The sequence below is a fragment of the Hyphobacterium sp. SN044 genome (genome assembly GCF_021864465.1).
Classification (GTDB): Bacteria; Pseudomonadota; Alphaproteobacteria; order Caulobacterales; family Maricaulaceae; genus Hyphobacterium.
This window is the reverse complement of the sequence record NZ_JAKKUV010000002.1, coordinates 357,914-382,076: the sequence shown is the minus strand read 5'-3', so window position 1 is coordinate 382,076 and position 24,163 is coordinate 357,914. Positions and strand designations below refer to the sequence as shown.

The following is a 24,163-nucleotide window of genomic DNA, read 5'->3' as shown; positions in this document are numbered from 1 at the left end:
AAAACGTGAAAAGAACAAAACACGAACTGCGAAACACATTGTCAGAACGGGGGAGTTCACCATGCGCCGCACGATCGCCGACATTTCCGCCGCCATCGCCCTTGTGGGTTTTTCCTACGTCGTTCTGGTGTGGGGATCGGTTCTGTCCGCGCCCGCCATCGTCTAGTCTGACGGCTGACTCGGAGGTGCGCCGAACGCCGCGCCTCCGCCCGCGCGGAGAGAGGCCCCCACCACGCCATGTTCACCACCGGTCAGCCCCGCTTCATCCATCTGCGAACGCGCTCGCCGTATTCGCTGCTGGAGGGGGCGATCAAGATCAAGGACATGGCCTCGCTCTGCGCCGAATACGCCATGCCGGCCGTGGCGCTGACCGACACCAACAATCTCTTCGGCGCACTGGAATTCTCCGAGACCCTGGCCGGGTCGGGCATCCAGCCCATCGTTGGCTGCACGCTTTCGGTCTCGGTCTTCGAAGGCCGGCCGGGCGACCGGATCGAGCCGGACGGGACGATTGTCCTGCTCGCCCAGAGCGAGGCCGGCTACCGGAATCTGATGGCGCTATCGAGCGCCGCCTTCCTTGATGTCGGCCCGACCGACATGCCCCACATCACCGTCGAACGGCTGAAGCTTCATGGTGAAGGCCTGATCGCGCTGACAGGCGGTCCGGACGGCGTGCTGAACCGGCTCATCGTCAATGGCCGCACCGGCGATGCCGGCCATTGGCTGTCGACACTTCAGGAGATTTTCGGCGACCGGCTCTATGTCGAATTGCAGCGCCATGGCCGCCGCGAGGAACTCGAGGCCGAACACTGGCTGGTCGAACAGGCCTACGCCCGCGACCTGCCGCTCGTCGCGACCAACGAAGCCTATTTCCCGGATCCGTCCATGCATGCCGCGCATGACGCGCTCCTGTGCATCTCCGAGGGCAGCTATCTGTCCGTCGAGGACCGCCGCCGGGTGACGCCCGATCACCATTTCGCCACCGCCGACGAAATGGCCTCGCGCTTCGAGGATTTGCCCGAGGCGCTTGAAAACACGATCGAGATTGCCCGGCGCTGCGCCTTCCGGCCTGTGACCTCGCCGCCGCTCCTGCCGCGTTTCGAGACCGCCGACGGCCGCGACGAGGCCGACGAGCTGGCCGCACGCGCTCATGACGGGCTGACCCATCGGCTGAAGACGATCGAACCCGCTGCGCCGGAAGCCGAATATCGCGAGCGTCTCGACTACGAGATCGGCGTCATCCGCCAGATGGGCTTCCCGGGCTACTTCCTGATCGTGTCGGACTTCATCCAGTGGGCGAAGGCGCGCGACATTCCCGTAGGGCCGGGCCGGGGGTCCGGCGCCGGCTCCGTGGTCGCCTGGGCGCTGACCATCACCGACCTCGACCCGCTGCGCTTCGGCCTGCTGTTCGAGCGCTTCCTCAATCCCGAACGCGTCTCGATGCCGGACTTCGACATCGATTTCTGTCAGGAGCGCCGCGGCGAGGTGATCCGCTATGTGCAGGAGCGCTACGGCTCCGACCATGTCGCCCAGATCATCACCTTCGGTACGCTCCAGGCGCGCGCCGTCGTGCGCGATGTCGGCCGGGTACTGCAGCTGCCGCTCGGCCTTGTCGACCGCATCGCCAAACTCGTGCCCGCAAACCCGGCCAATCCGGTGACGCTGTCGCAGGCGATCGAGGGCGAACCCAAGCTTCAGCAGATGCGCGACGATGATCCGGCGGTTGCGAAACTGCTGGAAACCGCGCTCAAGCTTGAGGGGCTCTACCGCAACGCCTCGACCCACGCCGCCGGCGTGGTGATCGGGGACCGCAGCCTCGTCGAACTGACGCCGCTCTACCGCGATCCGCGCTCCGACATTCCGGCCACCCAGTTCAACATGAAATGGGTCGAGCCGGCGGGCCTCGTGAAGTTCGACTTTCTCGGCCTCAAGACTCTGACCGTGATTGCCCGCGCACTGAAATATATCGCGCTTCAGGGCGAGGAAGTGCCGGATCTCGACGCGGACGGCTTTGCCGATCCGAAAGTCTACGAGATGCTCGGCACCGGTGCGTCGATCGGCGTGTTCCAGCTGGAATCCACCGGCATGCGTGACACGCTGAAGAAGATGAAGCCCGACCAGATCGAGGATCTGATAGCGCTCATCTCGCTCTACCGGCCGGGCCCGATGAAGAATATCGACGTCTATGTCGACCGGAAATTCGGCCGGGCCCAGGTCGACTACCTCCATCCCAAGTTGAAGGACGTCCTCTCCGAGACCTATGGCGTGATCATCTACCAGGAACAGGTGATGCAGATCGCGCAGATCCTGTCCGGCTATTCGCTCGGCGAAGCCGACCTGTTGCGCCGGGCCATGGGCAAGAAGAAGAAGGAGGAGATGGACCGCCAGCGGGTGCGCTTCATCGAGGGTGCCGTCGAACGCGAGGTCAGCGAGGGCAAGGCCGCCCACATCTTCGAACTCGTCAACGAGTTCGCCGGTTACGGTTTCAACAAGTCCCACGCCGCGGCCTATGCCGCCATCGCGTACCGGACCGCCTGGCTGAAAACCCATCGCCCGGTCGAATTCCTCGCCGCGCTGATGAGCCTCGACCGCAACAATTTCGACAAGCTCGCGCTCTTCTTCCAGGAGGCGCGCAAGATCGGCGTCACCGTCCTGCCGCCCGACGTGAATGCGAGCCAGGCCGACTTCTCGGTCGAGGACAATTCGGTACGCTATGCGCTCGGCGCGATCCGCAATGTCTCGATGGCGGCGATGGAGCACCTGGTGGAGGTGCGCACCTCCGGCGGACCGTTCAAGGACCTCTACGATTTCGCCGAGCGGGTCGATCCCAAACTCGTCAACAAGCGCACGATGGAAAACCTCGCCCGCGCTGGCGCGTTCGACAGCCTCGAACCGGACCGGGCGAAAGCCTTCGCTGCCGCGCCCGTCCTGATGTCGCTCTCGAATGCGATGCTCGAACAGCGCGAAAGCGCACAATCGAGCCTGTTTGGCGGCGCAGCGCCCAGCGATGGCGGTCTGGCGCACCCGCCATTCCCGGAGTGCGAGCCCTGGATTGCGACCGAGCGGCTCGATAACGAGCTGGCAGCGGTCGGCTTCTTCCTGTCGGGCCACCCGCTCGACGACCAGACCGACGCGCTCGCCGCGCGCGGCGTCGTGCTCTACGCTGATGCGCAGGCCCGTGTGTCCGAAGGCGCGTCCGCGCTGCGCATGGCCGGGGTCGTCCGCCGGCGTCAGGAGCGGGTGTCGAGCAAGTCCGGCGAGCGCTTCGCCTTCGTGACCCTGTCCGATCCCACCGGCGAGTTCGAAATCCTCGTCCCGCCCGAAACGCTGCGCAATTCGCGCGATGCGCTCGAAGCGGGGGCGTCCATCATCGTGACGACGCGGGTCGATGGCCGCGACGAGGAGCTCCGCTTCTTTGCCGACAGCGTCGAGACGCTCGACGCGGCGCCCATGGCGGCGGGGATGCGCATCCGGCTGCTGCCCGAAGCGGTCGAAGGGGTCCGCATCCGCCTGGAACGCGCGGCGGCCCGCGCCAACGGGGAGGGCGGGGAGGTCCATCTCATCCTTCCGGTTGCCCATGGCCGCGAAGCGGAACTGAAACTCCCCAAGCGCATGCCCTGCGATGCGGTCGTTCAGGCGGCACTCAAGGCCGTGCGCGGCGTGGAAAGCGTCGAACTCGTCTGATCGGCGCGTCACGGACGCGTGCCAAACCCGGTGACTGCGCCGGGGAGCCGCGTCAGGCTTGCCTTTTCACCATTCGCGCGTATAAGCGCGCCTCATCACGCACGTGGAACACGGTCGTTTCGGGGAGACATCCCGTTCGCCCATTCCGGTGTTCCGGTCCATTCGGTCCGGAACCCTGTTCCGCGGAGGCCAACCGGAGAAGGAAAGACGACGATGGCACTCCCTGATTTCAGCATGCGCCAACTGCTTGAAGCTGGCGCTCACTTCGGTCACCAGACGCACCGCTGGAACCCGAAAATGCGCGACTACATCTTTGGTCAGCGCTCCGGCATTCACATCATCGACCTGTCGCAGACCGTTCCGCTTCTGCACCAGGCGCTGGTCCAGATCCGCGAAGTCGCGGCCAAGGGCGGCCGTGTCCTGTTCGTCGGCACGAAGCGTCAGGCTTCGGAGCCGGTCGCGCTCGCGGCAAAGCGCTGTGCCCAGTATTACGTGAACCACCGCTGGCTCGGCGGCACGCTCACCAACTGGCGCACCATTTCCCATTCGATCTCGCGCCTGCGCGAACTGGAATCGCTCCTCGACGGCGACAACCCGGAAGCTTCGGGTTTCACCAAGAAGGAATTGCTGAACCTGACCCGCGAACGCGAGAAGCTCGAACTGTCGCTCGGCGGCATCAAGGACATGGGCGGCATTCCCGACCTGATGTTCGTGATCGACACGAACAAGGAAGGCATCGCCATTCAGGAAGCGCGCAAGCTGAACATCCCGGTCGTCGCGATCGTGGATACCAATTGCGATCCGGACATCGTCACCTTCCCGATCCCGGGCAATGATGACGCCGCCCGCGCGCTGTCGCTCTACTGCGACCTCGTGGCCGATGCCGTTCTCGACGGCATCTCGCAGGGCGCGGTCGACATGGGCGTGGACCTCGGTGAATCCGAGAACCCGGTCGAGCCGGCGCTTGCCTCCGAGGATGCCGGCGAAGCCGAGGCTCCGGCCGACGCCGAAGGCGAAGCAAAGTCCGAGAACGCCGACGCGTAAGTGTCACACGGGCGGACGATAACGCCCGTCACGTCAAACCGATTCAACGGGGCCACGACTGCCAGGGCGCAGGCGTGGCCTCCGCACAGACAGAGAAAACAGGAGAACACCGATGGCTGAGATCACGGCGGCCCTCGTCAAGGAACTGCGCGAGCGTACCGGCGCGGGCATGATGGATTGCAAGAAGGCGCTGACCGAAACCGGCGGCGACCTCGACGCGGCGATCGACTGGCTGCGCACCAAGGGCCTCTCGAAGGCCGCGAAGAAGTCCGACCGCGTGGCCTCGGAAGGCCTCGTCGGCGTGGCGGTATCGTCCGACGGCAAGACCGGCGCGGCGATTGAGCTGAACTCGGAAACCGACTTCGTGGCCCGTAACGACACCTTCAAGGCGGCCGTGGCGGATCTCGCCGAGCTGGCCCTGACCGAAGGCGGTGATGTCGAGGCGCTGAAGGCGGCCAAGACGAAGGACGGCACGGTCGTTTCCGACCACCTGACCAATCTGATTGCGACGATTGGCGAGAACATGACGCTGCGCCGCGCGGCGGTCCTGTCGGTTTCCGAAGGCGTTGTGGCCAGCTACATCCACAATGCGGCGGGCGACAATGTCGGCCGTCTCGGCGTGCTCGTTGCGCTGGAGTCCTCGGGCGACCAGGCCAAGCTGTCCGAGCTCGGCCGCAAGATCGCGATGCATGTCGCTGCGGCTTCGCCCGCGCCGGCCCTGTCGGTCTCGACCGAGGAACTGGATCCGGAAGCGATCGCCAAGGAACGCGAAGTCTTCGCCGCCCAGGCCCGCGAATCCGGCAAGCCGGAAAACATCATCGAGAAGATGGTCGAAGGCCGTCTGCGCAAGTTCTACGAGGAAGTCGTGCTGCTGAAGCAGTCCTTCGTCATGAACCCGGACCAGACGATCGAACAGCTTCTGAAGGACTCCGAAGGTGATGTCGGCGGCCCGGTGAAGATCACCGCCTTCGTCCGCCTCGCCCTCGGCGAGGGTGTCGAGAAGGCTCCGGAGGCGGACTTCGCTTCCGAAGTCGCCTCGATGGCCGGCAAGAAGTAAAACCACAGCGATACCGCGCCGGGGCGTTTCCGCCCCGGCGCGCTTCGTCTAGTGTCAGCGCCGTGACCGATTCCAGCTCCCCATCCGACCCCGAAGTCGCCAAGCCCGTCTACAAGCGGGTGCTTTTGAAGATTTCCGGCGAGGCCCTGATGGGCAGCCAGCAATACGGAATCGAGATGGACACCGCCGAGCGCGTTGCGCGGGAAGTGTCCGAAGCCGTCAAATCCGGTGTTGAAGTCTGCCTTGTCATCGGCGGCGGGAATATCTTCCGCGGCCTGTCGGCGGCGGCCAAGGGCATGGACCGGGCCGCGGCCGACTATATGGGCATGCTCGCCACCGTGATGAACGCGCTGGCGATGCAGACCGCGCTGGAGCGTATCGGCGTTCCAACGCGCGTACAGTCCGCCATTCCGATGACCTCGATCTGCGAACCCTATATCCGCCGCCGGGCGATCCGGCACATGGAAAAGGGCCGGGTGGTGATCTTCGCGGCGGGCACGGGCAATCCCTTCTTCACGACCGATACTGCGGCCGCGCTGCGCGCCGCGGAAATGGGCTGCGATGCCCTGTTCAAGGGCACGCAGGTCGACGGCGTGTATTCCGACGATCCGCGCAAGAACCCCGACGCCGAACGCTATGACACGCTCGACTATCTCGAGGTTCTGTCACGCGACCTGAAGGTGATGGACGCCGCAGCGGTGACGCTGATGCGTGAAAACGCCATCCCGATCGTGGTTTTCAATATTCATGACAAGGGCGGTCTCGCTCGCGTTCTGGCCGGACAGGGCCGCGCGACGGTGATCGGCAAGCGGCCGAAACAGCCGGCCGGCTAGATTTCGAACGGGGAGGTTCGCGATGAGCGGCGATATGTTCGACAAGAAAGACCTGAAGCGCCGGATGGAAGGCGCCGTGGACGCACTGAAGAAGGAATTCGGCGGACTGCGCACCGGGCGCGCCAGCGCGGCGCTGCTCGACCCGATCCGTGTCGAAGCCTATGGCTCGCCGACGCCGATCAGCCAGGTCGGCACCGTCTCCGTGCCCGAGCCGCGCATGGTCACCATCCAGGTGTGGGACAAGTCGCTTGCCCCGGCCGTGGAAAAGGCGATCCGCAATTCCGCGCTCGGCATCAATCCGGTCGTTGAAGGCACGCTGATCCGCATTCCGATCCCGCCGCTCAACGAGGAGCGCCGCGCCGAACTGGCCAAGGCCGCCGGCGGCTATGCCGAGCACGCGCGCGTCGCCGTACGCAATGTGCGCCGTGATGGCATGGAACAGCTGAAGAAGGCCGAGAAGGATGGCCTGATCAGTGAGGACGAACACAAGGCAGAGGCTGCCGACGTCCAGAAGATGACGGACGACACCATTGCCTCGATCGACGCCGCGCTGAAGCACAAGCAAGAAGAGATCATGCAGGTCTAGACAGACCGCATGCGGGGAGGATTCCCGTGACCGACACCCGTCGGACAGAGGACGGCCCCCGCCATATCGCCATCATCATGGACGGGAATGGCCGGTGGGCGAAGGCGCGCGGCCGCCCGCGGGCCTTCGGCCACCAGCAGGGGGTCGAGGCCGTGCGTGCCGTGGTCCGGTCCGGGTCCGACCTCGGCGTCCGCTGTCTCACCCTGTTCGGTTTCTCCACGGAAAACTGGAGCCGCCCGGCCGAGGAGGTTGAAGCCCTGTTCGGCCTCTTGCGCCGTTTCGTCGACGCCGATCTCGAAAGCCTCGCCAGGGACGGAGTGCGGATCCGCATCTTCGGCCGCCGCGACGGGCTCAGCGATGATCTGGTCGAGATCATCGAACGCGCCGAAACGCGCACGGCCACGAATTCGGAATTCTTCCTCAACATCGCTTTCAACTATGGCGGCCGCGACGAGATCGTGCGGGCTGTCCGAAAGATCGCGGCCGACGTCGCGGACGGGAAACTGCCTCCCGACGCGATCGACGAGCGGGTGTTCGCGTCGCAACTCGACTCGGCCGATCTGCCGGACCCCGACCTGGTGATCCGCACGAGCGGCGAGCAGCGCCTGTCGAACTTCCTCCTCTGGCAGGCCGCCTATGCCGAATTCGTCTTCCTCGATGTGTTGTGGCCGGACTTCGCGCGCGAGCATCTCGAAGCCGCGATCGGCGAATTCCGCCGCCGCCGCCGCCGTTTCGGAGGCGTCGATGACCGCTGAGGCCATTCCGCCCCGCCTCCCGCGCCGCCGTGATCCGGCTCTGGTGCCGCGAATTGTCTCGGCGCTGGTCCTCGGCCCGATCTCGATCTTCCTGCTCTGGCGCGGCGAGACGGCCTTCACCGCCTATGTCGCGGCGTTTGCCGCTGCGATGGCGTGGGAATGGCTGCGCATGGCCCAGCCGGATGCACCGACGCGCAGCTATGCAATTGCGTCGGTGTCTGCGGCGGGTGCCATCCTGTTCGCCGGTCAGGGCGATTTCTTCTGGGCGGTGGCCTGGCCGATTGCCGGTGCGATCGGTCTGACATTTCCCGGCGACGCGCCCGTCGCAAAACGTTGGCGCGGACCCTTCGGTCTCCTTTATGTCGCGGCCTCCGCCGGATTGCTGGTGATCCTGCGCAATGAGGACGGCGGGCTTCTGGCCGTCGCCTTCCTCCTGTCGGTCGTCTGGGCGGCGGACATCGCCGCCTATCTTGTCGGCACCTGGCTTGGCGGTCCGAAGCTCTGGCCGAAGGCCAGTCCGAACAAAACCTGGACCGGCTTCGTCGCGGGGATCATGGCCGGCTGTGGTGCAGGCGCTGTCTTCGCCGCTTCAACCGGTACCGTCATCGCGCCGCTCGTGCTTCTGGCCGGTATTCTGGCCATTGCCTCGGTCGGCGGTGATCTCGCCATGTCGTTGTTCAAGCGCCGCTTCGGCGTGAAGGACAGCGGTCAGATCATTCCCGGACACGGCGGCGTCCTCGACCGCGTCGATGCGCTGATGCTTGCCGTGATCGTCGCGGGTATGGCGCGTCTGGCCCTGCCGGAGATCTGGCCATGAGCGCCCGGCGCATCTCCATCCTGGGCGCAACCGGTTCGGTCGGGCTGGCGACACTTGATCTCGTCGGGCGGGCCGAGGCCGGCCGGTATGACATCGTCGCGCTGACGGCGAATTCGAATGCCGACGGTCTTGCCGAACTGGCCAGGCGCTACCGGCCCGAAGTGGCCGTCATCGCCGACCCGTCGAAACTGGGCGCGCTGCAGGACGCGCTGGCCGGAACCGGGATCGAGTGCGCCTCGGGGCCCGAAGCGCTGGTCGAGGCCGCGTCACGGGACGCCGACTGGGTGATGGCGGCGATTGTCGGCGCAGCGGGCCTGGCCCCGACACTGGCAGCCTTGGCGCCCGGAAGGGTGGTTGCGCTGGCCAACAAGGAATGTCTCGTCTGCTCCGGTGACCTCTTCATGTCGCGCGCACGCCAGGTCGGCGCGACTGTCCTGCCGGTCGACAGCGAGCACAATGCGCTGTTCCAGGTGCTCGATGACACCCATCGCGGCGATGTCGATTGCGTGACCCTGACGGCATCGGGCGGACCGTTCCGGACCTGGACGCTGGACGAGATGGCGCGCGCGACCCGCGAGGATGCGCTGGCGCATCCGGTCTGGTCGATGGGCGCAAAGATCTCGATCGATTCCGCGACGCTGATGAACAAGGGCCTCGAGGTGATCGAGGCTTGCCGCCTGTTCGATCTGCGATCCGATCAGGTGAAGGTCGTCGTTCACCCGCAATCGATCATTCACGGCCTCGTCGAGTATTCCGACGGCAGCGTACTGGCCCAGCTCGGTTCGCCGGACATGCGCATTCCGATCGCATCCGCGCTGGCCTGGCCGGGACGCATGCGAACACCGGCCGAGCGACTCGATCTTGCAAAAATCGCGAAGCTGGATTTCGAGACGCCGGACGAGGCACGCTTCCCGGCACTCGCGCTGGCACGCACGGCGCTGATGCACGGGGAGGGGATGACCTCCGCCCTCAATGCCGCGAACGAGATCGCGGTCGAGACCTTTCTGAACGGTCACATCGGCTTTCTTGACATGATTGCGGTCGTTTCGGACTCTCTCGACGAAGTGGACGGGGCGGAAACGCTTCCCAAACGCTTTGCGGATATAGACGAGGCCATCGCGACCGATCTGCGCACGCGCGATGTGGCGCGCGGGGTCGTCAAACGTCTGACCGCGAAGCGCGCATAGGGGCAGGAATGGCGGAAATCTTTCAGTTCGGCGCCATTGGTGTGATCGCCTTCGTCTTCGTGATCGGGCTGGTGATCGTCATCCATGAGCTGGGCCACCTCTATGCCGGCCGCATGTGCGGCGTGCATGCCGAGGTCTTCTCCTTCGGCTTCGGGCCGACCCTGTTTGCCGTGCGCGACCGAAAGGGCACGATCTGGCGCGTCGCCGCCCTGCCGCTCGGCGGCTATGTGAAATTCCTCGGCGATGCGAATGCGGCGAGCGCGCCCGACCAGGAAGCGCTGGCGAAGCTGCGCGCCGAGATCGGGCCGGACGCGGATCGCTGCTTCCATTTCAAACCGGTCTGGCAACGCGCCTTCATCACCGCAGCCGGACCGATCGCGAATTTCATCCTGGCGATCGTGATCTTCACACTGCTCGCGATGACGATTGGAGCCAGCGGACACCCGCCAGTCGTTGCCGGCGTGCAGGAAGGGTCGCCAGCCGAGGCGGCTGGATTTGAGCCCGGTGACCGCGTGGTCAGCATCGACGGCCGGGAGATCCGCTTCTTCAACGAGATCACCGCTGAACTCTTCTACCGGCCTGGTGAGGAAGTGACGTTCTTGGTGGATCGCGGCGGTCGGGCGGTCGAAATCGATGTGGCGTCTCGCTTGCGCACGGTCACGGACCGCTATGGCGGCGAACGCCGTATCGCTCAGGTCGGCCTGGAGCGCACCAATGAACTGATCTATGTGCGTTATGGACCGATCGAGGCTCTTGGCGCTGGCCTCTCCCAGGTCTGGGAGGTCGTGGCTTCGACCGGCAATTACATCGGCCGGATTCTCACATTCCGGGCATCGCCAGAGCTGCTGAACGGTCCACTCGGCATTTTCACGGCGGCCGGGCAGGTGGCCAATTCCAGCATCGAGGCCGGCGAAACAGCCACCGACAGCCTTCGCTATGTGACCTTGAACCTCATCGGTCTCGCCGGAATCCTGTCCATCGGACTGGGATTGGTGAACCTTCTGCCGATCCCGATACTCGACGGCGGCCATCTGGTCTATTACGCATACGAAGCCGTCGCGCGGCGTCCGATGAGTGCAAAGATGCAGGAAATCGGCTTCCGTGTGGGGCTTGCACTCGTCCTCGGGATGATGCTTGTAGCGACCTGGAATGATCTGAACTACGCGCGAACGGTTTTCTTCTGATCGCGCCAATCCGACGGCGGACCCCGAATGGTACCGAGTTTCCTTCGTAATGCATGCATGGCCGTTTTGCTGGCCGCTCCGCTGGCGGCTCCGGCCCCCGCGCTGGCCTTGGCCCAGGATCAGGCCGAGCCCGCGGCCCAGCCTGCACCCCAGGTGCAGCAGCAGGTGCCGGTGCGGCAGATCCTCGTCGAGGGCAATCAGCGCGTCGAAGCCGACACGGTCATTTCCTATCTGCTGATCCAGCCGGGTCAGGTCGCCGATGCGCGATCGATCAATCTGTCGATCCAGACCCTGTTTGCCACCGGCCTGTTCTCGGACGTGCGAATCGAGGATCGCGGCGGCATCGTCGTCGTCTATGTCGCTGAAAACCCGATCATCAACCGCGTCATCCTCGAAGGAAACAACGCGCTCGATGACGAACGCATCAGCGAGGAAATCCAGGCCCAGCCGCGCGCCATTTTCACGCGCGCCCGCGTGCAGGCGGACGTTCAGCGCATCATCGAGGTCTATCGCCGGTCCGGCCGCTTCGCGGCGCAGGTCACCCCGCGCATCGCCGAACAGCCGCAGAACCGCGTCGACCTGATCTTCGAAATCTCCGAAGGCCCGGTCACGGGCATCCGCCGTATCAACTTCATCGGCAACGAGCGTTTCCCGGATCGCCGTCTGCGCGGCGAACTGGTCACCGAGGAATCGCGTTGGTGGCGTTTCTTCTCATCAAACGACAACTACGACCCGGATCGTCTCGAATACGACCGCGAATTGCTGCGCCAGTTCTATCAGAACGAAGGCTATGCCGACTTCCGCGTCGTTTCCGCCGTCGCCGAGCTGACCCCGGACCAGGAAGACTTCTACGTCACCTTCACCGTGGATGAGGGCGACGTCTACACCTTCGGCGACATTGCGGTGAACAGCCAGTTGCCGGACATTTCCGAGGAATTCCTGCAAGGCGTCCTGCCGCTGCAATCGGGCGAGCTTTACCGCGCCGATGCGATCGAGGAAGCCGTCGATGCGCTGACCTTCGCGACCGGATCGTCCGGTTACGCCTTCGTCACCATCCGTCCGCGCCTCGATCGCGACCGCGACAACCGCACCGTCAACGTCGAATTCGTCATCGACGAAGGTCCGCGCGTCTATATCGACCGCATCGACGTGGTCGGGAATACGCGGACGCTCGACTATGTGATCCGCCGCGAGATGGAGCTGGTCGAGGGCGACGCCTTCAACCGCGTCCTGATCGACCGCTCGCGCGCCCGTATCCGCCGCCTTGGCTTCTTCGAGGAAGTCGAGATTGTCGAAGCGCAGGGCGACTCGCCGGATCGTGCGAACCTGTCGGTTCAGGTGACCGAGCAGCCGACGGGCGAACTCGCCTTCGGCGCCGGTTTCTCGTCGACCGACTCCTTCCTGATCGACCTGTCGATTTCCGAACGCAATCTGCGCGGCCGGGGCCAGTTCCTGCGCTTCCGCATTTCCGCGTCCTCGCGCCGTCAGCAGGTCGATGTCCGCTTTACCGAGCCGCGCTTCATGGGCCGGAACATGGCCGCCGGTTTCGACCTTTTCCAGGTCCGGTCGGACTTTGCCCGCGAGGCGAACTTCCAGACCGAATCGACCGGTTTCAGCTTGCGCGCCGGCTTCCCCGTCACCCGTTCGACCGAGCTGGGCCTGACCTACACGCTGCGGAATGACGACGTTCAGGTCTTCGCCGGTGCCAACACCGCGCTGCGGTCGCAGGCCGGTGAGCGCATCACCTCGGTCGGCAGCTACACGCTGCGTTGGGACCGCACGAATGACCCGATCCAGCCGACGCGCGGATTCAGAGCGGAAGTCACACAATCTTTCGCCGGTTTTGGCGGCGATGTTCGCTATGTCCGCACGGAGGCTGTGGGTTCGGTCTATCGCGGCATCTGGGAGGATGTGGTTGCGTCATTCACCTTCTCGTCTGGCTTCGTTCTCGGATGGGGCGGCGACGACGTCCGCATCAACGACCGCTTCTTCAAGGGCGGCAACTCCTTCCGCGGTTTCGAAACCGCCGGCGTCGGCCCGCGTGTCGTGGTGCGTGACGCCACGACCGGCGCGTTGCGTTCAGGTGATGCGCTCGGCGGCCGCCTCTATGCGATCGGCACTCTGGAGGTTACCTTCCCGCTGGGCCTGCCCGAGGAGTACGGGGTCAGCGCCAGCGCCTTCACCGATTTCGGTACGATCGGTCTGCTCGACGAAGAAAGCAGCATCGCCGAAATTCCGGGCGCGGCATTCACAGTTGACGATCTGGCACCGCGCGTTTCCGCCGGCGTCAGCGTCTTCTGGGACTCGCCCTTCGGTCCGATCCGCTTCGACATTGCGGAGGCCCTCGTGAACGAGGACTACGACCGCACCGAATTCTTCCGCTTCAGCACACGTACAGGATTCTGATCACATGAAAGTTCAACACCTCCCCGCATTGATCGTCGCGTTTACCGCGGCCGTCATCGCGATGGCTGCGCCGGCAAACGCGCAGACCAATGTTCTCATCATGAATGAGGAACGCATCGTTGCCGAAAGCCAGGTGGGTCAGCACATCGCGACCCGCATGCAGGCGATCCGCGCCGAAATGGACGGCGAGCTTCAGGCTCTGCTGACGCCGATCCAGGAAGAAAGCGACCGTCTGAACGCCGAAACCGCGTCCCTGACGCCGGAAGCGATCCAGGCCCGTCCGGACCTGATGCAGCGCATCCAGGCCCTGAACGCCCAGGCACAACAGGCCGAAGCCCTGCGCCAGCGTCTCGCCCAGGAACTGCAGGCGACCCAGCGTCAGGCCATGCGCCCGGTTCTGGAAGCGCTTCAGGCCGTCCTGCAGGAAGTCGTCGCCGAGCGCGGCGCGCAGATCCTGATCGACCGCAGCGCCGTTGTGTACGCCGATCCGGCGATCGACGTGTCCGACTCGGTGATCGAGCGTCTGAACCAGCGCCTGCCGACGACCGCGGTGAACCGCGTGCGTCTGCCGCAGGGCGAACAACAGCCGGCTGAGTAATCAGTCGGGTGACGGACGGGGTGCTCGATCCGCGCTTCTTCGAGAAGCTGGGTCCGGTTTCTCTCCAGTCACTGGCAGAGTTGGCAGGGGCGCGTCCGGCATCGGGCGCGCCTCTTTCCATGCCGGTGGAGGGTGTGGCACCGCTGTCGGCCCCCCGTTCCGGGGCGCTGACCTATATCGAACGCCTGCCGCCGGGGCCTGTGCCGCCGCTGCCTGAAGGCGCGGTCTTCATCATTCCGCCCGACGCCGAGGATCGCGCGAACGAAGCCGGTGTCGCCGCGATCGTCTCGCAATATCCGCGCGCGGCCTTTGGCTTGGCGGCGCGCGGCCTGTTCCGCTTGCGCTCTTTTACCCGGTCCACGGAAGCCATCGCGTCCGACGCCGAGATCGGTGAGGGCGCGCAATTCGGCCCGGGCGTTTGTGTTGGCGCGAAGGCGCGGATCGGCCGCAATGCGCGGATCGGCCCCGGCACGGTGATCGGTCCGGGCGTGACGATCGGCGACAATGCTGTGATCGGCGCGAACTGTGTCATCGTTTGCGCCGATATCGGCGACGATCTCGACATGCATTCCTGCAGCGTGATCGGCGAGAGCGGTTTCGGTGTTGCGCAGACCGACGGCGCGCCCGTCGAGATGCCGCATTTCGGTTCCGTGAAGATCGGCAATGGCCTGCGTTTGGGCGCGGTCTGCGGCATTGACCGCGGCATGTTCGGCCCCACAGTGATCGGCGACCACTGCAAGCTCGATAACCAGATCCACATCGCGCACAATGTGAAGATGGGCAACGGCGTGATCATGGCGGCCTATGCCGCCGTCGCCGGCAGCACCACGGTCGGCAACAATGTCGTCTTCGGGGGCCGGGTCGCGGTGCTCGATCACGCCACGATCGGCGATGGCGCGGTTCTGGCGGCCGGGTCCGATGTGCTGGCCAATGTGCCGGCGGGGGAGACATGGGGCGGCGCGCCCGCTATCCCGCACAAGCAGCATTTGAAACAGATCGCCTGGCTTCGCATGAAGTCCGGCGCAAAACGGCGCACTCCGCGCCGCAGGGATAAATCGTGACCGAAAACGCACCCGGGCAGGAGATCGGCCCGCAGGAAATCCTCGCCCGTCTCCCGCATCGCTATCCCTTCCTGCTGATCGACCGGGCCGAGAACTACGTCGCCGGCCAGTCGGTCGTCGGCATCAAGAATGTCACGGCGAACGAACCCTTCTTCCCGGGGCATTTCCCGGGCAATCCGGTCATGCCGGGGGTGCTGATCGTCGAGGCAGTAGCCCAGACCGGCGCGCTCCTGATGTCGGCGACGCTCGATGCCGACCCGACGAAGACCGCGATCTATTTCATGGGCATTGACGGTGTGCGCTTCCGCCGACCCGTCCTGCCGGGCGATACGCTGCGCATGCCGGTCGAGGTGACCTTCAACCGGCGCGGTATTTTCAAGTTTCATGGTAAGGCATTCGTCGGCGATGACCTCGTCGCCGAGTTCGATTTCGCGGCCAAGGGAGGCCCCACCGTATGAGCGCCCGCATCCATCCCACGGCCATCGTCGAGGACGGGGCTCAACTCGGTGACGATTGCGAGATCGGGGCCTGGTGCCATATCGGCAAGGACGCGGTGATCGCCGACCGCACGCGGTTGATGAACAATGTCACCGTCCTTGGCCATACCGAGATCGGAAGCGATTGCCTCGTCTACCCCTATGCCGTGCTCGGCGGTCCGCCGCAGGACTTCAAGTACAAGGGCGAGAAGACCCATCTGCGCATCGGCAATCGCAACATCCTGCGCGAGCAGGTGACGATGCATGCCGGCACCGGCGTCGGCCGCGGCGAGACCCGGGTCGGCGATGACGGCTTCTTCATGGTCGGAGCGCACATCGCGCATGACTGTATCGTCGGCAACAAGGTGACGATGGCGAACCACGCCACGCTTGGCGGGCATTCGACCGTGGGCGAGTTTGCGGTGATCGGCGGCCTTGCTGGCGTGCACCAGCACTCCCGCGTCGGACGTCACGCCTTCATCGGCGGCATCACCGCGGTCGTGTCCGACATCATTCCCTACGCCATCGCGCATGGTGCGCACGCTCATCTCGACGGGCTCAACGTGATCGGTCTCAAGCGTCGCGGTTTCGACCGTCCGACCATCAAGGCGATGCGCGCGGCCTATAACGAGCTTTTCCATGGCGAGGGCGTCTTCGCCACGCGCCTGCAGCGAGTCGAGGACGAGTATTCCGACTTCCCGCCCGTGCGCGAGATCCTCGACTTTATCCATGCCGGAACCAGCCGTCCGCTCTGCCACCCCCATGCCTGAGACCGCACATCGCTGGACGCGCCTCGGCGTGATCGCCGGCGGCGGCCAACTGCCGCTCAGTGTCGCACAAGCCGAACGCGATGGCGGGCACGACCCCTTCGTGCTGCAGGTCGACGGCTTTGCCGATGCCAACTTCGACGGCTTCGAAACAGCCAGCTTCCCGGTCACTTCGATCGGCCGGGCACAGAAGCGGCTGAAACAGGCTGGATGCGATGCGGTCTGCTTCGCCGGCATCGTGAAGCGCCCGGACCTGTCGGCCCTGACCGGCCTCGATGCCACTTCGGCCATGTTGCTGCCGGGATTTCTGAAGGCCGCCAAACAGGGCGATGACGCCTTGTTGCGCGTTCTGCTTGGCTCGTTCGAGGACAAGGGTTTCCGGGTCGTCGGGGCCGACGAGGTGATGCAGGCGGCCACGCCCGATGCGGGCACGCTTGGCGGCATCGAACCAGGCGATGAAGATCTGGCCGATGCGCGCAAGGCGATTTCTATCGCCCACGCCATCGGCGCGCTGGATGTGGGGCAGGGCGCAGTCGTCTGCCGTGGTCTCGTGCTGGCGGTCGAGGCCCAGGAAGGCACCGATGCCATGCTGTTGCGGGTCGCGTCTCTTCCCGAGGAAATTCGCGGCAATACCGCCGCGCGCAAGGGCGTTCTGGCGAAGGCTCCGAAGCCGGTGCAGGAACGCCGGGTCGATCTCCCGGTGGTCGGCGTGAAGACCGTCGAAGGCGCTGCTGCTGCCGGTCTGGCCGGGATTGCCGTGGAAGCGGGCGGTGCCTTGCTGGTGGACCGGGAAGCCACGCTGAAGGCCGCCGATGCCGCCGGCCTGTTCGTGATCGCGCTCGACCCGGACACCAAATGACCCGGCCCGCCCGGATACTGCTGGTCGCGGCGGAATCCTCCGGTGACCGTCTCGGGGCCGACCTGATCCGGGCCCTGAAGGCGGCCTGCGGCGACCGCGAACTCGAATTCTTCGGCACGGGCGGCAGGGCCATGGCGGCGGAAGGCTTCGCTTCCACCTTTGATATCGCCGACCTGTCCGTGCTCGGCCTGTTCGAGGCGGTGTCGGCCTATCCGCATGTGGTCAAGCGCGCCGACGATGTCGCCGATCTGGCCGAACAGGTTCGCCCCGATGTGGCTGTCCTGATCGATTCCTGGGGTTTTACCCTGCGCGTCGCACAGCGTCTGAGGAAGCGCCTGCCGGACCTTCCGATCGTGAAATATGTCGGCCCGCAGGTCTGGGCGACACGGCCCGGCCGCGCGAAGACTTTGGCTGCGACGGTCGACCGGCTTTTGACCATTCACAGCTTCGACGCGCCGATGTTCGAGGCACACGGCCTGAAGACCACCTTTGTCGGCAATCCGGCACTCGAACGGGAGTGGAATGGCGACGGTGATGGTTTCCGCGAGCGGCACGGGATTGCGCCCGGTGCGACCGTGCTCAGCGTCCTGTTCGGCAGCCGCCAGGCAGAGTTGAGGGGTGTTTACGAACCCTTCGTTCAGGCCGTCGAAATCCTGCGCCGCGACAATCCCGATCTCGCCGTGATCACCCCGCTCGCCGGGCCGATCGACGCTGCAGCCCGTGCGCGCCTGTCAGCGGATCCGCGTATGGACGGTGTTGTCGTGGTCAGCGAGGACGAAAAGTCCGATGCCTTCGCCGCGACCGATCTGGCACTGGCCTGTTCGGGAACCGTCACCACGGAACTCGCAACGCTTGGCGTCCCGGCGGTCATCGGCTACCGGCTCGGCTGGATGACCTGGTTCCTGCTGCGGGCATTTCTTTTGCGCGCGAAGTATATCTCGCTGGTCAATCTGGCAGCGGATGAGGAATTGTTCGCCGAACGCGTCCAGACCCAGACCACCGGGCCGAAGCTGGCGCGTGAATGCCAGTCCTGGCTGGACGATCCGGCGCGCCGCGCCGAGGTCTCCCGGAAGCTGATCGCCACCACGGAAGTCATGCGCGGAAACGGAAAGGCCGCGCATCGCGCGGCCTCCGTCGTCTGCGAATACCTGCCGGACTGACGCCGGCGGGATCCGATCCTAGCGCTCGTTTCGCGGAATGTAGTCGCGCTCCGGCGAGCCGGTGAAGAGCTGGCGCGGGCGACCGATCTTCTGCGACGGATCTTCCAGCATTTCGGTCCACTGCGCGATCCAGCCGACCGTGCGGGCGAGCGCGAACAGCACCGTGAACATCGAGGTCGGGAAGCCCATCGCGCGCAGCGTGATGCCCGAATAGAAGTCGATGTTCGGATAGAGCTTTTTCTCGACGAAATACGGATCCTCGAGCGCGATCTTCTCCAGCTCGAGCGCGACCGCCAGCAGCGGATCGTCCTTCACGCCGAGCTCGTTGAGCACTTCGTGACAGGTCGTGCGCATCACCTTCGCGCGCGGATCGTAATTCTTGTAGACGCGGTGGCCGAAGCCCATCAGGCGGAAGGGATCATTCTTGTCCTTCGCGCGGGCGATGAATTCCGGGATCCGCGACACGTCGCCGATTTCTTCCAGCATGTTGAGCGCGGCTTCATTCGCGCCGCCATGCGCCGGACCCCACAGCGAGGCGATGCCCGCCGCGATGCAGGCGAACGGATTGGCACCCGACGAACCGGCAAGACGAACGGTCGAGGTCGAGGCGTTCTGTTCGTGATCGGCGTGCAGGATGAAAATCCGGTCCATCGCACGCGACAGGATCGGATTGACCACATAATCCTCGGCCGGCACCGCGAAGCACATGCGCAGGAAGTTCGATGCGAAATCGAGCTCGTTGCGCGGGCTGACGAAGGGCTGGCCCACGGAATACTTGTAGGCGCGCGCCGCGATCGTCGGCATTTTCGCGATCATGCGGTGGCTGGCGATCACGCGGGCCCGCGGATCATTGATGTCCGTGGAGTCGTGATAGAAGGCCGACAGTGCGCCGACCGTGCCGACCATCACCGCCATCGGGTGCGCGTCGCGGCGGAAGCCGCGGAAGAACTGGTCGAACTGATCGTGCAGCATCGTGTGATACCGGATCGTCTGGTCGAACTCCTTCAGCTCGGCCGGGTTCGGCAGCTCGCCGTGCAGCAGCAGGTAGGCGACCTCTATAAAGCTGGAATTGTCCGCCAGATCGTCGATCGGATAGCCGCGATACAGAAGGACGCCCTCGTCGCCGTCGATATAGGTGATCTGAGACTCGCAGCTGGCGGTCGAGGTGAAGCCAGGGTCATAGGTGAAGACGCCCGCATCCTTGTACAGGCTGCGGATATCGACCACGTCGGGGCCGACCGAACCCTTGTAGACCGGAAGGTCGTAGGTCTTGCCGTCAATCGACAGCGTCGCTTTTCCGGCGGCTTTGGCTTTGCTTTCCATCGTCATTCCCCAATCGTGTCCGATGTCATGCCGTATCGGACGGCAGACATTGTTCCTTGATGCGCGACAGCGTTTCCTCCTTGCCGAGGAATTCCATCACGGCGGAAAGGTCCGGCGCGGGAGCACCGCCGGTGAGGGCGGCACGCAGCGGCTGACCAATTTTGCCGAAACCGACCTGTTCGGCTTCAGCGAAGTCTTTCAATGCCGCGGCGAGCGCGGCATCATTCCAGTCAGGCAGGGCGCCAAGCTGTGTCGCGAGGCGGCCAAGGCGGATCCGCGCATCGTCGTCGAGCGCTTTCGCCGTCTTGCCTTCGATTCGAAACGGCCTTTCAGCGTAGAGGAAATAGGCCTGATCGGCGAGATCGGCGAGGCTGGAAGCCCGCGTTTTCAACGCCGGCATCGCAGCGGTAAGACGCGCGCGCAATTCGGCCTCGCCGAGCGCCGGCGGGGCTGTGTCTGAAAGCAGCCGGGTTGTCAGCAGATCGACGAGGCGCGCCTCGTCGGCGTCGCGCATGGCCAGGCCGTTGATGTGCGCCAGCTTGTCGAAGTCGAGCCGCGCCGGAGCCTTGCCGAGACCGCCAAATCCGAAAGCGGCCTTGGCCTCGGCATCGGTGAAATACTCCTGATCGCCATGCGCCCAGCCGAGGCGCAGGAGGTAGGCCCGAAGACCTTCGGGCAGATAGCCCATCTCCCGGTAGGCCTCGACACCGAGTGCGCCATGGCGTTTCGACAGCTTCTTGCCGTCCGGTCCATGGATCAGCGGGATGTGCGCGAAGACCGGAATGTCCCAGCCGAGCGCTGCATAGATCTGGCTCTGGCGCGCGGCATTGGTCAGATGATCGTCGCCGCGAATGATGTGCGTCACGCCCATGTCGTGATCGTCGACCACGACGGCGAGATTGTAGGTCGGCACGCCGTCGCTGCGCAAAAGGATCAGGTCGTCGAATTCCTTCGCGGCCCACCTCACATCGCCCTGGACTTCGTCCCGTACGATCACGTCGTCATCGCCTGCCTTGAACCGGATCGTGTAGGCGGCATTTGCCGGTGCCATCGCCGGATCCCGGTCGCGCCAGGGTGAGCGCAGCGCACGGCCTTCGGCGAAGGCCTGCTCACGGAGCGTCTCGACCTCTTCCGGCGTACAGTAGCAGCGGAAGGCGCGGCCGCGCTTCACAAGCTCGTCGACAGCCTCACGATGGCGTTCGGCGCGGGAAAATTGCGAGACCGGCTCACCGTCCCAGTCGAGACCAAGCCAGCTGAGCCCGTCGAGAATGGCGTCGATCGCGTCCTGCGTGGAGCGCGCGCGGTCGGTGTCCTCAATACGCAGCAGGAATTTGCCGCCGCGCCCGCGCGCGAACAGCCAGTTGAACAGCGCCGTCCGTGCGCCACCGATATGCAGATAGCCGGTGGGCGAGGGGGCGAAGCGTGTGATGACCTGATCGTTCAACTATTGCACCTGCGAAAAGACATGCTGCGCTGCGGTGTCCGGCAGCGTGATAGCATGCGTGCCGGGACAGGGATAGGGTATCGGACGTGACCGATACACCGCTTCGATATTCCGTTGCCACACACGGTTTGCGGCACCGCGTGATGCGGCGGATCGCACCGCTGGCCGAGCGTGTCGGCTGGGGCGGATTACCGCTTGCCGTCGCCCTGCCGGCGGCATTCGGAGTCGGCGCGGTGATCTACTACACATTGCCGGTCGAACCCCCGTCCTGGATCTGGATGCCCGCGGTCCTTCTTGCGGCCATTCTCGCTGCGGCTTCGCTCTGGCTCGGGCGGCGGCACATTGTCGGGCCGGTCGCGCTTCTGGTCGTGGCCATGGTGCTCGCCGGGTTTGCCCGCTCGGATATTCGCACCCAGGCTGTTGCGCACACGGTAATCACCGACAGCGATCGCGCACGGACGGTGACGGGGTGGATCGAGGATGTGCAGCGCTCCACCTCCCGGGAACGTCTGATCATTCGTGTTTCGGCCATCGACGGGATGGACGTTCCGCCGCCGCGCATCCGGGTCAGCGCGTCGCGCGGCGAATTCGTGCCTGGCGACGGCATCAGATTGCGCGCCGTGCTCGGCCCGCCGCCGCGCCCGGCGGTTCCTGGCAGTTATGATTCCGGCTTCGCGGCCTGGTTCTCCGGCATCGGCGGTACCGGCTTCGCCGTCAGCCGGCCGGAAGCCGTGGAGATGTCCGGCGACCGGCTCTCTCGCGGCTTCGCGGCCTGGCGCTGGTCGATCGCCGAGCGCATACGCGCGCAAATGCCGGAGCGGACGGGCGGTGTCGCCGCTGCGCTCCTGACCGGTGATCGGTCCGGTATCGACCCGGACGTGGCAGAAAGCCTGCGCGCATCGGGGCTGGGCCACATCCTCGCAATCTCCGGCCTGCACATGGCGTTAATGGCGGGCGGTGTCTTCTTTGCCGCGACCTGGGTCATCGCCCGTATCGAGCCGCTCGCCCGGGCGATCGATCCGCGCATGCCGGCGGCCATTGCAGCGCTCCTTGCCGCGGCGGGCTATCTCCTCCTGTCCGGCGCCGCCATCCCGACGCAGCGCGCCTTCGTGATGACCGGCGCGGTCCTGCTCGGCGTTCTTGCGGGACGGCGTGCCGCCTCCATGCACATGGTCGGGCTCGCCGCGCTTGCCGTTCTTGTCTTTCAGCCGGAAAGCATCGTGACCCCGGGCTTCCAGATGTCGTTCGCGGCGGCCATCGCGCTTGTTGCGGCGTTCAATCTGGCCCGGCGGCGCGCGGAGGGACCACGTGGGATTGTCTCTCGATTTGCCGGCTTCTGGGGCGCGCTTGCCGGATCCTCATTCGTGGCGGGATCGGCGACAGGCGGCTTTGCGGCCTTTCACTTTCACCGGCTCGCGGCCTATGGCTTCGGCGCGAACCTCGCCGCCATGCCGGTCTTCTCGCTCATCGTCATGCCGGCTGGCGCCTTCGCCTTGCTGTTGATGCCCATCGGTCTCGATGGCCTCGCGCTCTGGGTCATGGACAAGGGGCTCGCCTGGGTGATCGCCGTCGCCAGCTTCACCGAAAGCTTGCCCGGCGCTCTGACGCCGGCTGCGGCGGCTCCCGGGATCGCGCTCGCCATCTACGCCGCAGGGTTCGTCCTGCTGGCCGCCGGGCGCGGACTGGTCCGGCTTGCAGGCGCGGCCGGCATGGCGCTGGCGCTTGCCGTCTGGGCGATGAGCGACCAGCCCGATGCGCTGATCACCGAAGGCGGTGTGATGATTGCGCGCTTTGGCGATGGCGGGGACTGGAGCGCCAGTAATACGCGCCGCTCGCGCTTCGCCGCGCGTGTCTTCCTCGAACGGTCGGGAGAGGAGCGGGGAGAAAGCCCAGCGTCCGGCGTGATCTGTGACGAGACGGGGTGTGCGGGCCACGTGTCGGGTCAGGTCATTGCCTTCCCGGATACGCCGGAAGTCCTGCGCGACGATTGCCGTACCGCAGACCTCGTCGTCACCCGCTTTCCGGTGCGGGGCGCGGAGCGCGCAAACTGCGCGGCCATCCTGATCGACGGCCGCCAGTTGGGCGAGCACGGCGCATTGGCCTTGTGGTTTGGTCGAGAGGGCCAGCTGACCACGCAGAGCGTCGATGCGGTCCGGGGGCAGCGCCCGTGGACCGCACGCGGCGATCAGTTGTAGCGGCGGATCAGACCGACCAGCTTGCCTTGAACCTCGACCCGGTCGGGGCCGAATATCCGGGTTTCATAGGCCGGGTTCGCGGCTTCGAGCGCGATCGACCCGCCCTTCTTGCGCAGCCGCTTCAGCGTGGCTTCCTCGCGATCGACCAAGGCGACGACGATATCGCCGGTCTGCGCGGTGTTGGCCCGTTCGATGATCACGATATCGCCATCGAGAATCCCGGCATCGATCATCGAGTCGCCGCTGACCTCGAGGGCGAAATGGTCGCCCGAACCGCCCGCCAGAGTTGGCGGCAGAAGGATGCGGTCAGTCTCGTGCTGGATGGCCTCAATCGGCACACCGGCGGCGATCCGGCCAAGGACCGGAATGTCGACACCCTGCGTGTCATCGGCGCGGCTATTGAAATCGGCGCGCACGACATTGGGGCCGAGATCGCGCGCGGGCGGTGTTGCGCCCGCCGAATCCGGCAGCTTCAGCACTTCGAGCGCCCGCGCCCGGTGGGCGAGCCGGCGGATGAAGCCGCGTTCCTCCAGCGCCGTGATCAGGCGGTGCACGCCGGACTTCGACGCCAGGTTCAGCGCGTCCTTCATCTCGTCGAATGAGGGCGACACGCCCGACTCGGACAGGCGGCGGTGAATGAAAAGCAGCAGCTCGTGCTGTTTCTTCGTGAGCATGATCGGCCTCCCGGAGCGGACGGAACAAATCAGAAACTTGTGAAATGTTCTAT

Annotated in this window: 20 protein-coding genes; 17 read left to right on the top strand and 3 right to left on the bottom strand. The window is 65.3% G+C overall.

Translation table 11 applies throughout. The features are described from left to right. Nucleotides 1-237 precede the first annotated feature (237 nt). The 16 genes from dnaE to lpxB all read left to right on the top strand — a co-directional run bounded on the left by dnaE (nt 238) and on the right by lpxB (nt 18,474). The gene (dnaE, locus tag L5876_RS04785; RefSeq protein WP_236954958.1) at nt 238-3,684 is read left to right on the top strand and encodes a DNA polymerase III subunit alpha; all 3,447 of its coding nucleotides are present in this window, start codon (nt 238-240) and stop codon (nt 3,682-3,684) included. 213 nt (nt 3,685-3,897) lie between these two features. Beyond that, a complete protein-coding gene (gene rpsB, locus L5876_RS04780) occupies nt 3,898-4,728 on the top strand; it encodes a 30S ribosomal protein S2 (protein ID WP_236954957.1) in 831 nt (276 codons plus the stop codon). Nucleotides 4,729-4,840: 112 nt separating this feature from the next. Continuing rightward, nucleotides 4,841-5,785: a translation elongation factor Ts gene (tsf, locus tag L5876_RS04775; protein WP_236954956.1), complete on the top strand. Its 945-nt coding sequence runs from the start codon at nt 4,841-4,843 to the stop codon at nt 5,783-5,785. Nucleotides 5,786-5,847: 62 nt separating this feature from the next. Next, nucleotides 5,848-6,618 carry a UMP kinase gene (gene pyrH, locus L5876_RS04770; RefSeq protein WP_336886685.1) on the top strand — a complete coding sequence of 257 codons (771 nt, stop codon included), beginning with the start codon at nt 5,848-5,850 and terminating at the stop codon, nt 6,616-6,618. Nucleotides 6,619-6,640: 22 nt separating this feature from the next. Continuing rightward, nucleotides 6,641-7,204: a ribosome recycling factor gene (gene frr / locus L5876_RS04765; protein ID WP_236954955.1), complete on the top strand. Its 564-nt coding sequence runs from the start codon at nt 6,641-6,643 to the stop codon at nt 7,202-7,204. 20 nt (nt 7,205-7,224) lie between these two features. Continuing rightward, nucleotides 7,225-7,959 carry an isoprenyl transferase gene (locus L5876_RS04760; RefSeq protein ID WP_370469061.1) on the top strand — a complete coding sequence of 245 codons (735 nt, stop codon included), beginning with the start codon at nt 7,225-7,227 and terminating at the stop codon, nt 7,957-7,959. Continuing rightward, on the top strand, nt 7,949-8,776 hold the full coding sequence (locus tag L5876_RS04755) for a phosphatidate cytidylyltransferase (protein WP_236954953.1): 828 nt from the start codon (nt 7,949-7,951) through the stop codon (nt 8,774-8,776). Before L5876_RS04760 ends, L5876_RS04755 begins: the two co-directional genes overlap by 11 nt. Beyond that, nucleotides 8,773-9,963 carry a 1-deoxy-D-xylulose-5-phosphate reductoisomerase gene (dxr, locus tag L5876_RS04750; RefSeq protein WP_236954952.1) on the top strand — a complete coding sequence of 397 codons (1,191 nt, stop codon included), beginning with the start codon at nt 8,773-8,775 and terminating at the stop codon, nt 9,961-9,963. Before L5876_RS04755 ends, dxr begins: the two co-directional genes overlap by 4 nt. Before the next feature lie 8 nt (nt 9,964-9,971). Next, nucleotides 9,972-11,147 (top strand): RIP metalloprotease, encoded by a 1,176-nt coding sequence (locus L5876_RS04745; protein ID WP_236954951.1) that lies wholly within the window; start codon nt 9,972-9,974, stop codon nt 11,145-11,147. A 57-nt stretch (nt 11,148-11,204) separates the two neighbouring features. Further along, the gene (bamA, locus tag L5876_RS04740) at nt 11,205-13,553 is read left to right on the top strand and encodes an outer membrane protein assembly factor BamA (protein ID WP_236954950.1); all 2,349 of its coding nucleotides are present in this window, start codon (nt 11,205-11,207) and stop codon (nt 13,551-13,553) included. A gap of 4 nt (nt 13,554-13,557) precedes the next feature. Beyond that, nucleotides 13,558-14,151 (top strand): OmpH family outer membrane protein, encoded by a 594-nt coding sequence (locus L5876_RS04735; protein WP_236954949.1) that lies wholly within the window; start codon nt 13,558-13,560, stop codon nt 14,149-14,151. An 8-nt stretch (nt 14,152-14,159) separates the two neighbouring features. After that, complete coding sequence (gene lpxD / locus L5876_RS04730; protein ID WP_236954948.1) at nt 14,160-15,212, top strand: UDP-3-O-(3-hydroxymyristoyl)glucosamine N-acyltransferase; 1,053 nt, start codon at nt 14,160-14,162, stop codon at nt 15,210-15,212. Next, nucleotides 15,209-15,670 carry a 3-hydroxyacyl-ACP dehydratase FabZ gene (gene fabZ / locus L5876_RS04725; RefSeq protein WP_236954947.1) on the top strand — a complete coding sequence of 154 codons (462 nt, stop codon included), beginning with the start codon at nt 15,209-15,211 and terminating at the stop codon, nt 15,668-15,670. Before lpxD ends, fabZ begins: the two co-directional genes overlap by 4 nt. Further along, entirely contained in the window at nt 15,667-16,458 is a 792-nt protein-coding gene (lpxA, locus tag L5876_RS04720; RefSeq protein ID WP_236954946.1) for an acyl-ACP--UDP-N-acetylglucosamine O-acyltransferase, read from the top strand. The genes fabZ and lpxA overlap by 4 nt, the downstream gene beginning before the upstream one ends. Next, nucleotides 16,451-17,314, top strand: a complete 864-nt coding sequence (locus L5876_RS04715) for an LpxI family protein (RefSeq protein ID WP_236954945.1) — start codon at nt 16,451-16,453, stop codon at nt 17,312-17,314. Before lpxA ends, L5876_RS04715 begins: the two co-directional genes overlap by 8 nt. Continuing rightward, entirely contained in the window at nt 17,311-18,474 is a 1,164-nt protein-coding gene (gene lpxB, locus L5876_RS04710; RefSeq protein WP_236954944.1) for a lipid-A-disaccharide synthase, read from the top strand. The genes L5876_RS04715 and lpxB overlap by 4 nt, the downstream gene beginning before the upstream one ends. 18 nt (nt 18,475-18,492) lie before the next feature. Here lpxB and gltA read toward each other — a convergent pair whose 3' ends face one another. Next, nucleotides 18,493-19,797: a citrate synthase gene (gltA, locus tag L5876_RS04705; protein ID WP_236954943.1), complete on the bottom strand. Its 1,305-nt coding sequence runs from the start codon at nt 19,795-19,797 to the stop codon at nt 18,493-18,495. 25 nt (nt 19,798-19,822) lie between these two features. Continuing rightward, nucleotides 19,823-21,241: a glutamate--tRNA ligase gene (gene gltX / locus L5876_RS04700; RefSeq protein ID WP_236954942.1), complete on the bottom strand. Its 1,419-nt coding sequence runs from the start codon at nt 21,239-21,241 to the stop codon at nt 19,823-19,825. An 86-nt stretch (nt 21,242-21,327) separates the two neighbouring features. Here gltX and L5876_RS04695 point away from each other — a divergent pair, with 86 nt between their 5' ends. Next, nucleotides 21,328-23,436: a ComEC/Rec2 family competence protein gene (locus L5876_RS04695; protein WP_236954941.1), complete on the top strand. Its 2,109-nt coding sequence runs from the start codon at nt 21,328-21,330 to the stop codon at nt 23,434-23,436. On the opposite strand, the gene lexA is transcribed toward L5876_RS04695, so the two are convergent. Continuing rightward, a complete protein-coding gene (gene lexA / locus L5876_RS04690; protein ID WP_236954940.1) occupies nt 23,427-24,110 on the bottom strand; it encodes a transcriptional repressor LexA in 684 nt (227 codons plus the stop codon). The genes L5876_RS04695 and lexA overlap by 10 nt on opposite strands. Between the last annotated feature and the right edge of the window lie 53 nt (nt 24,111-24,163).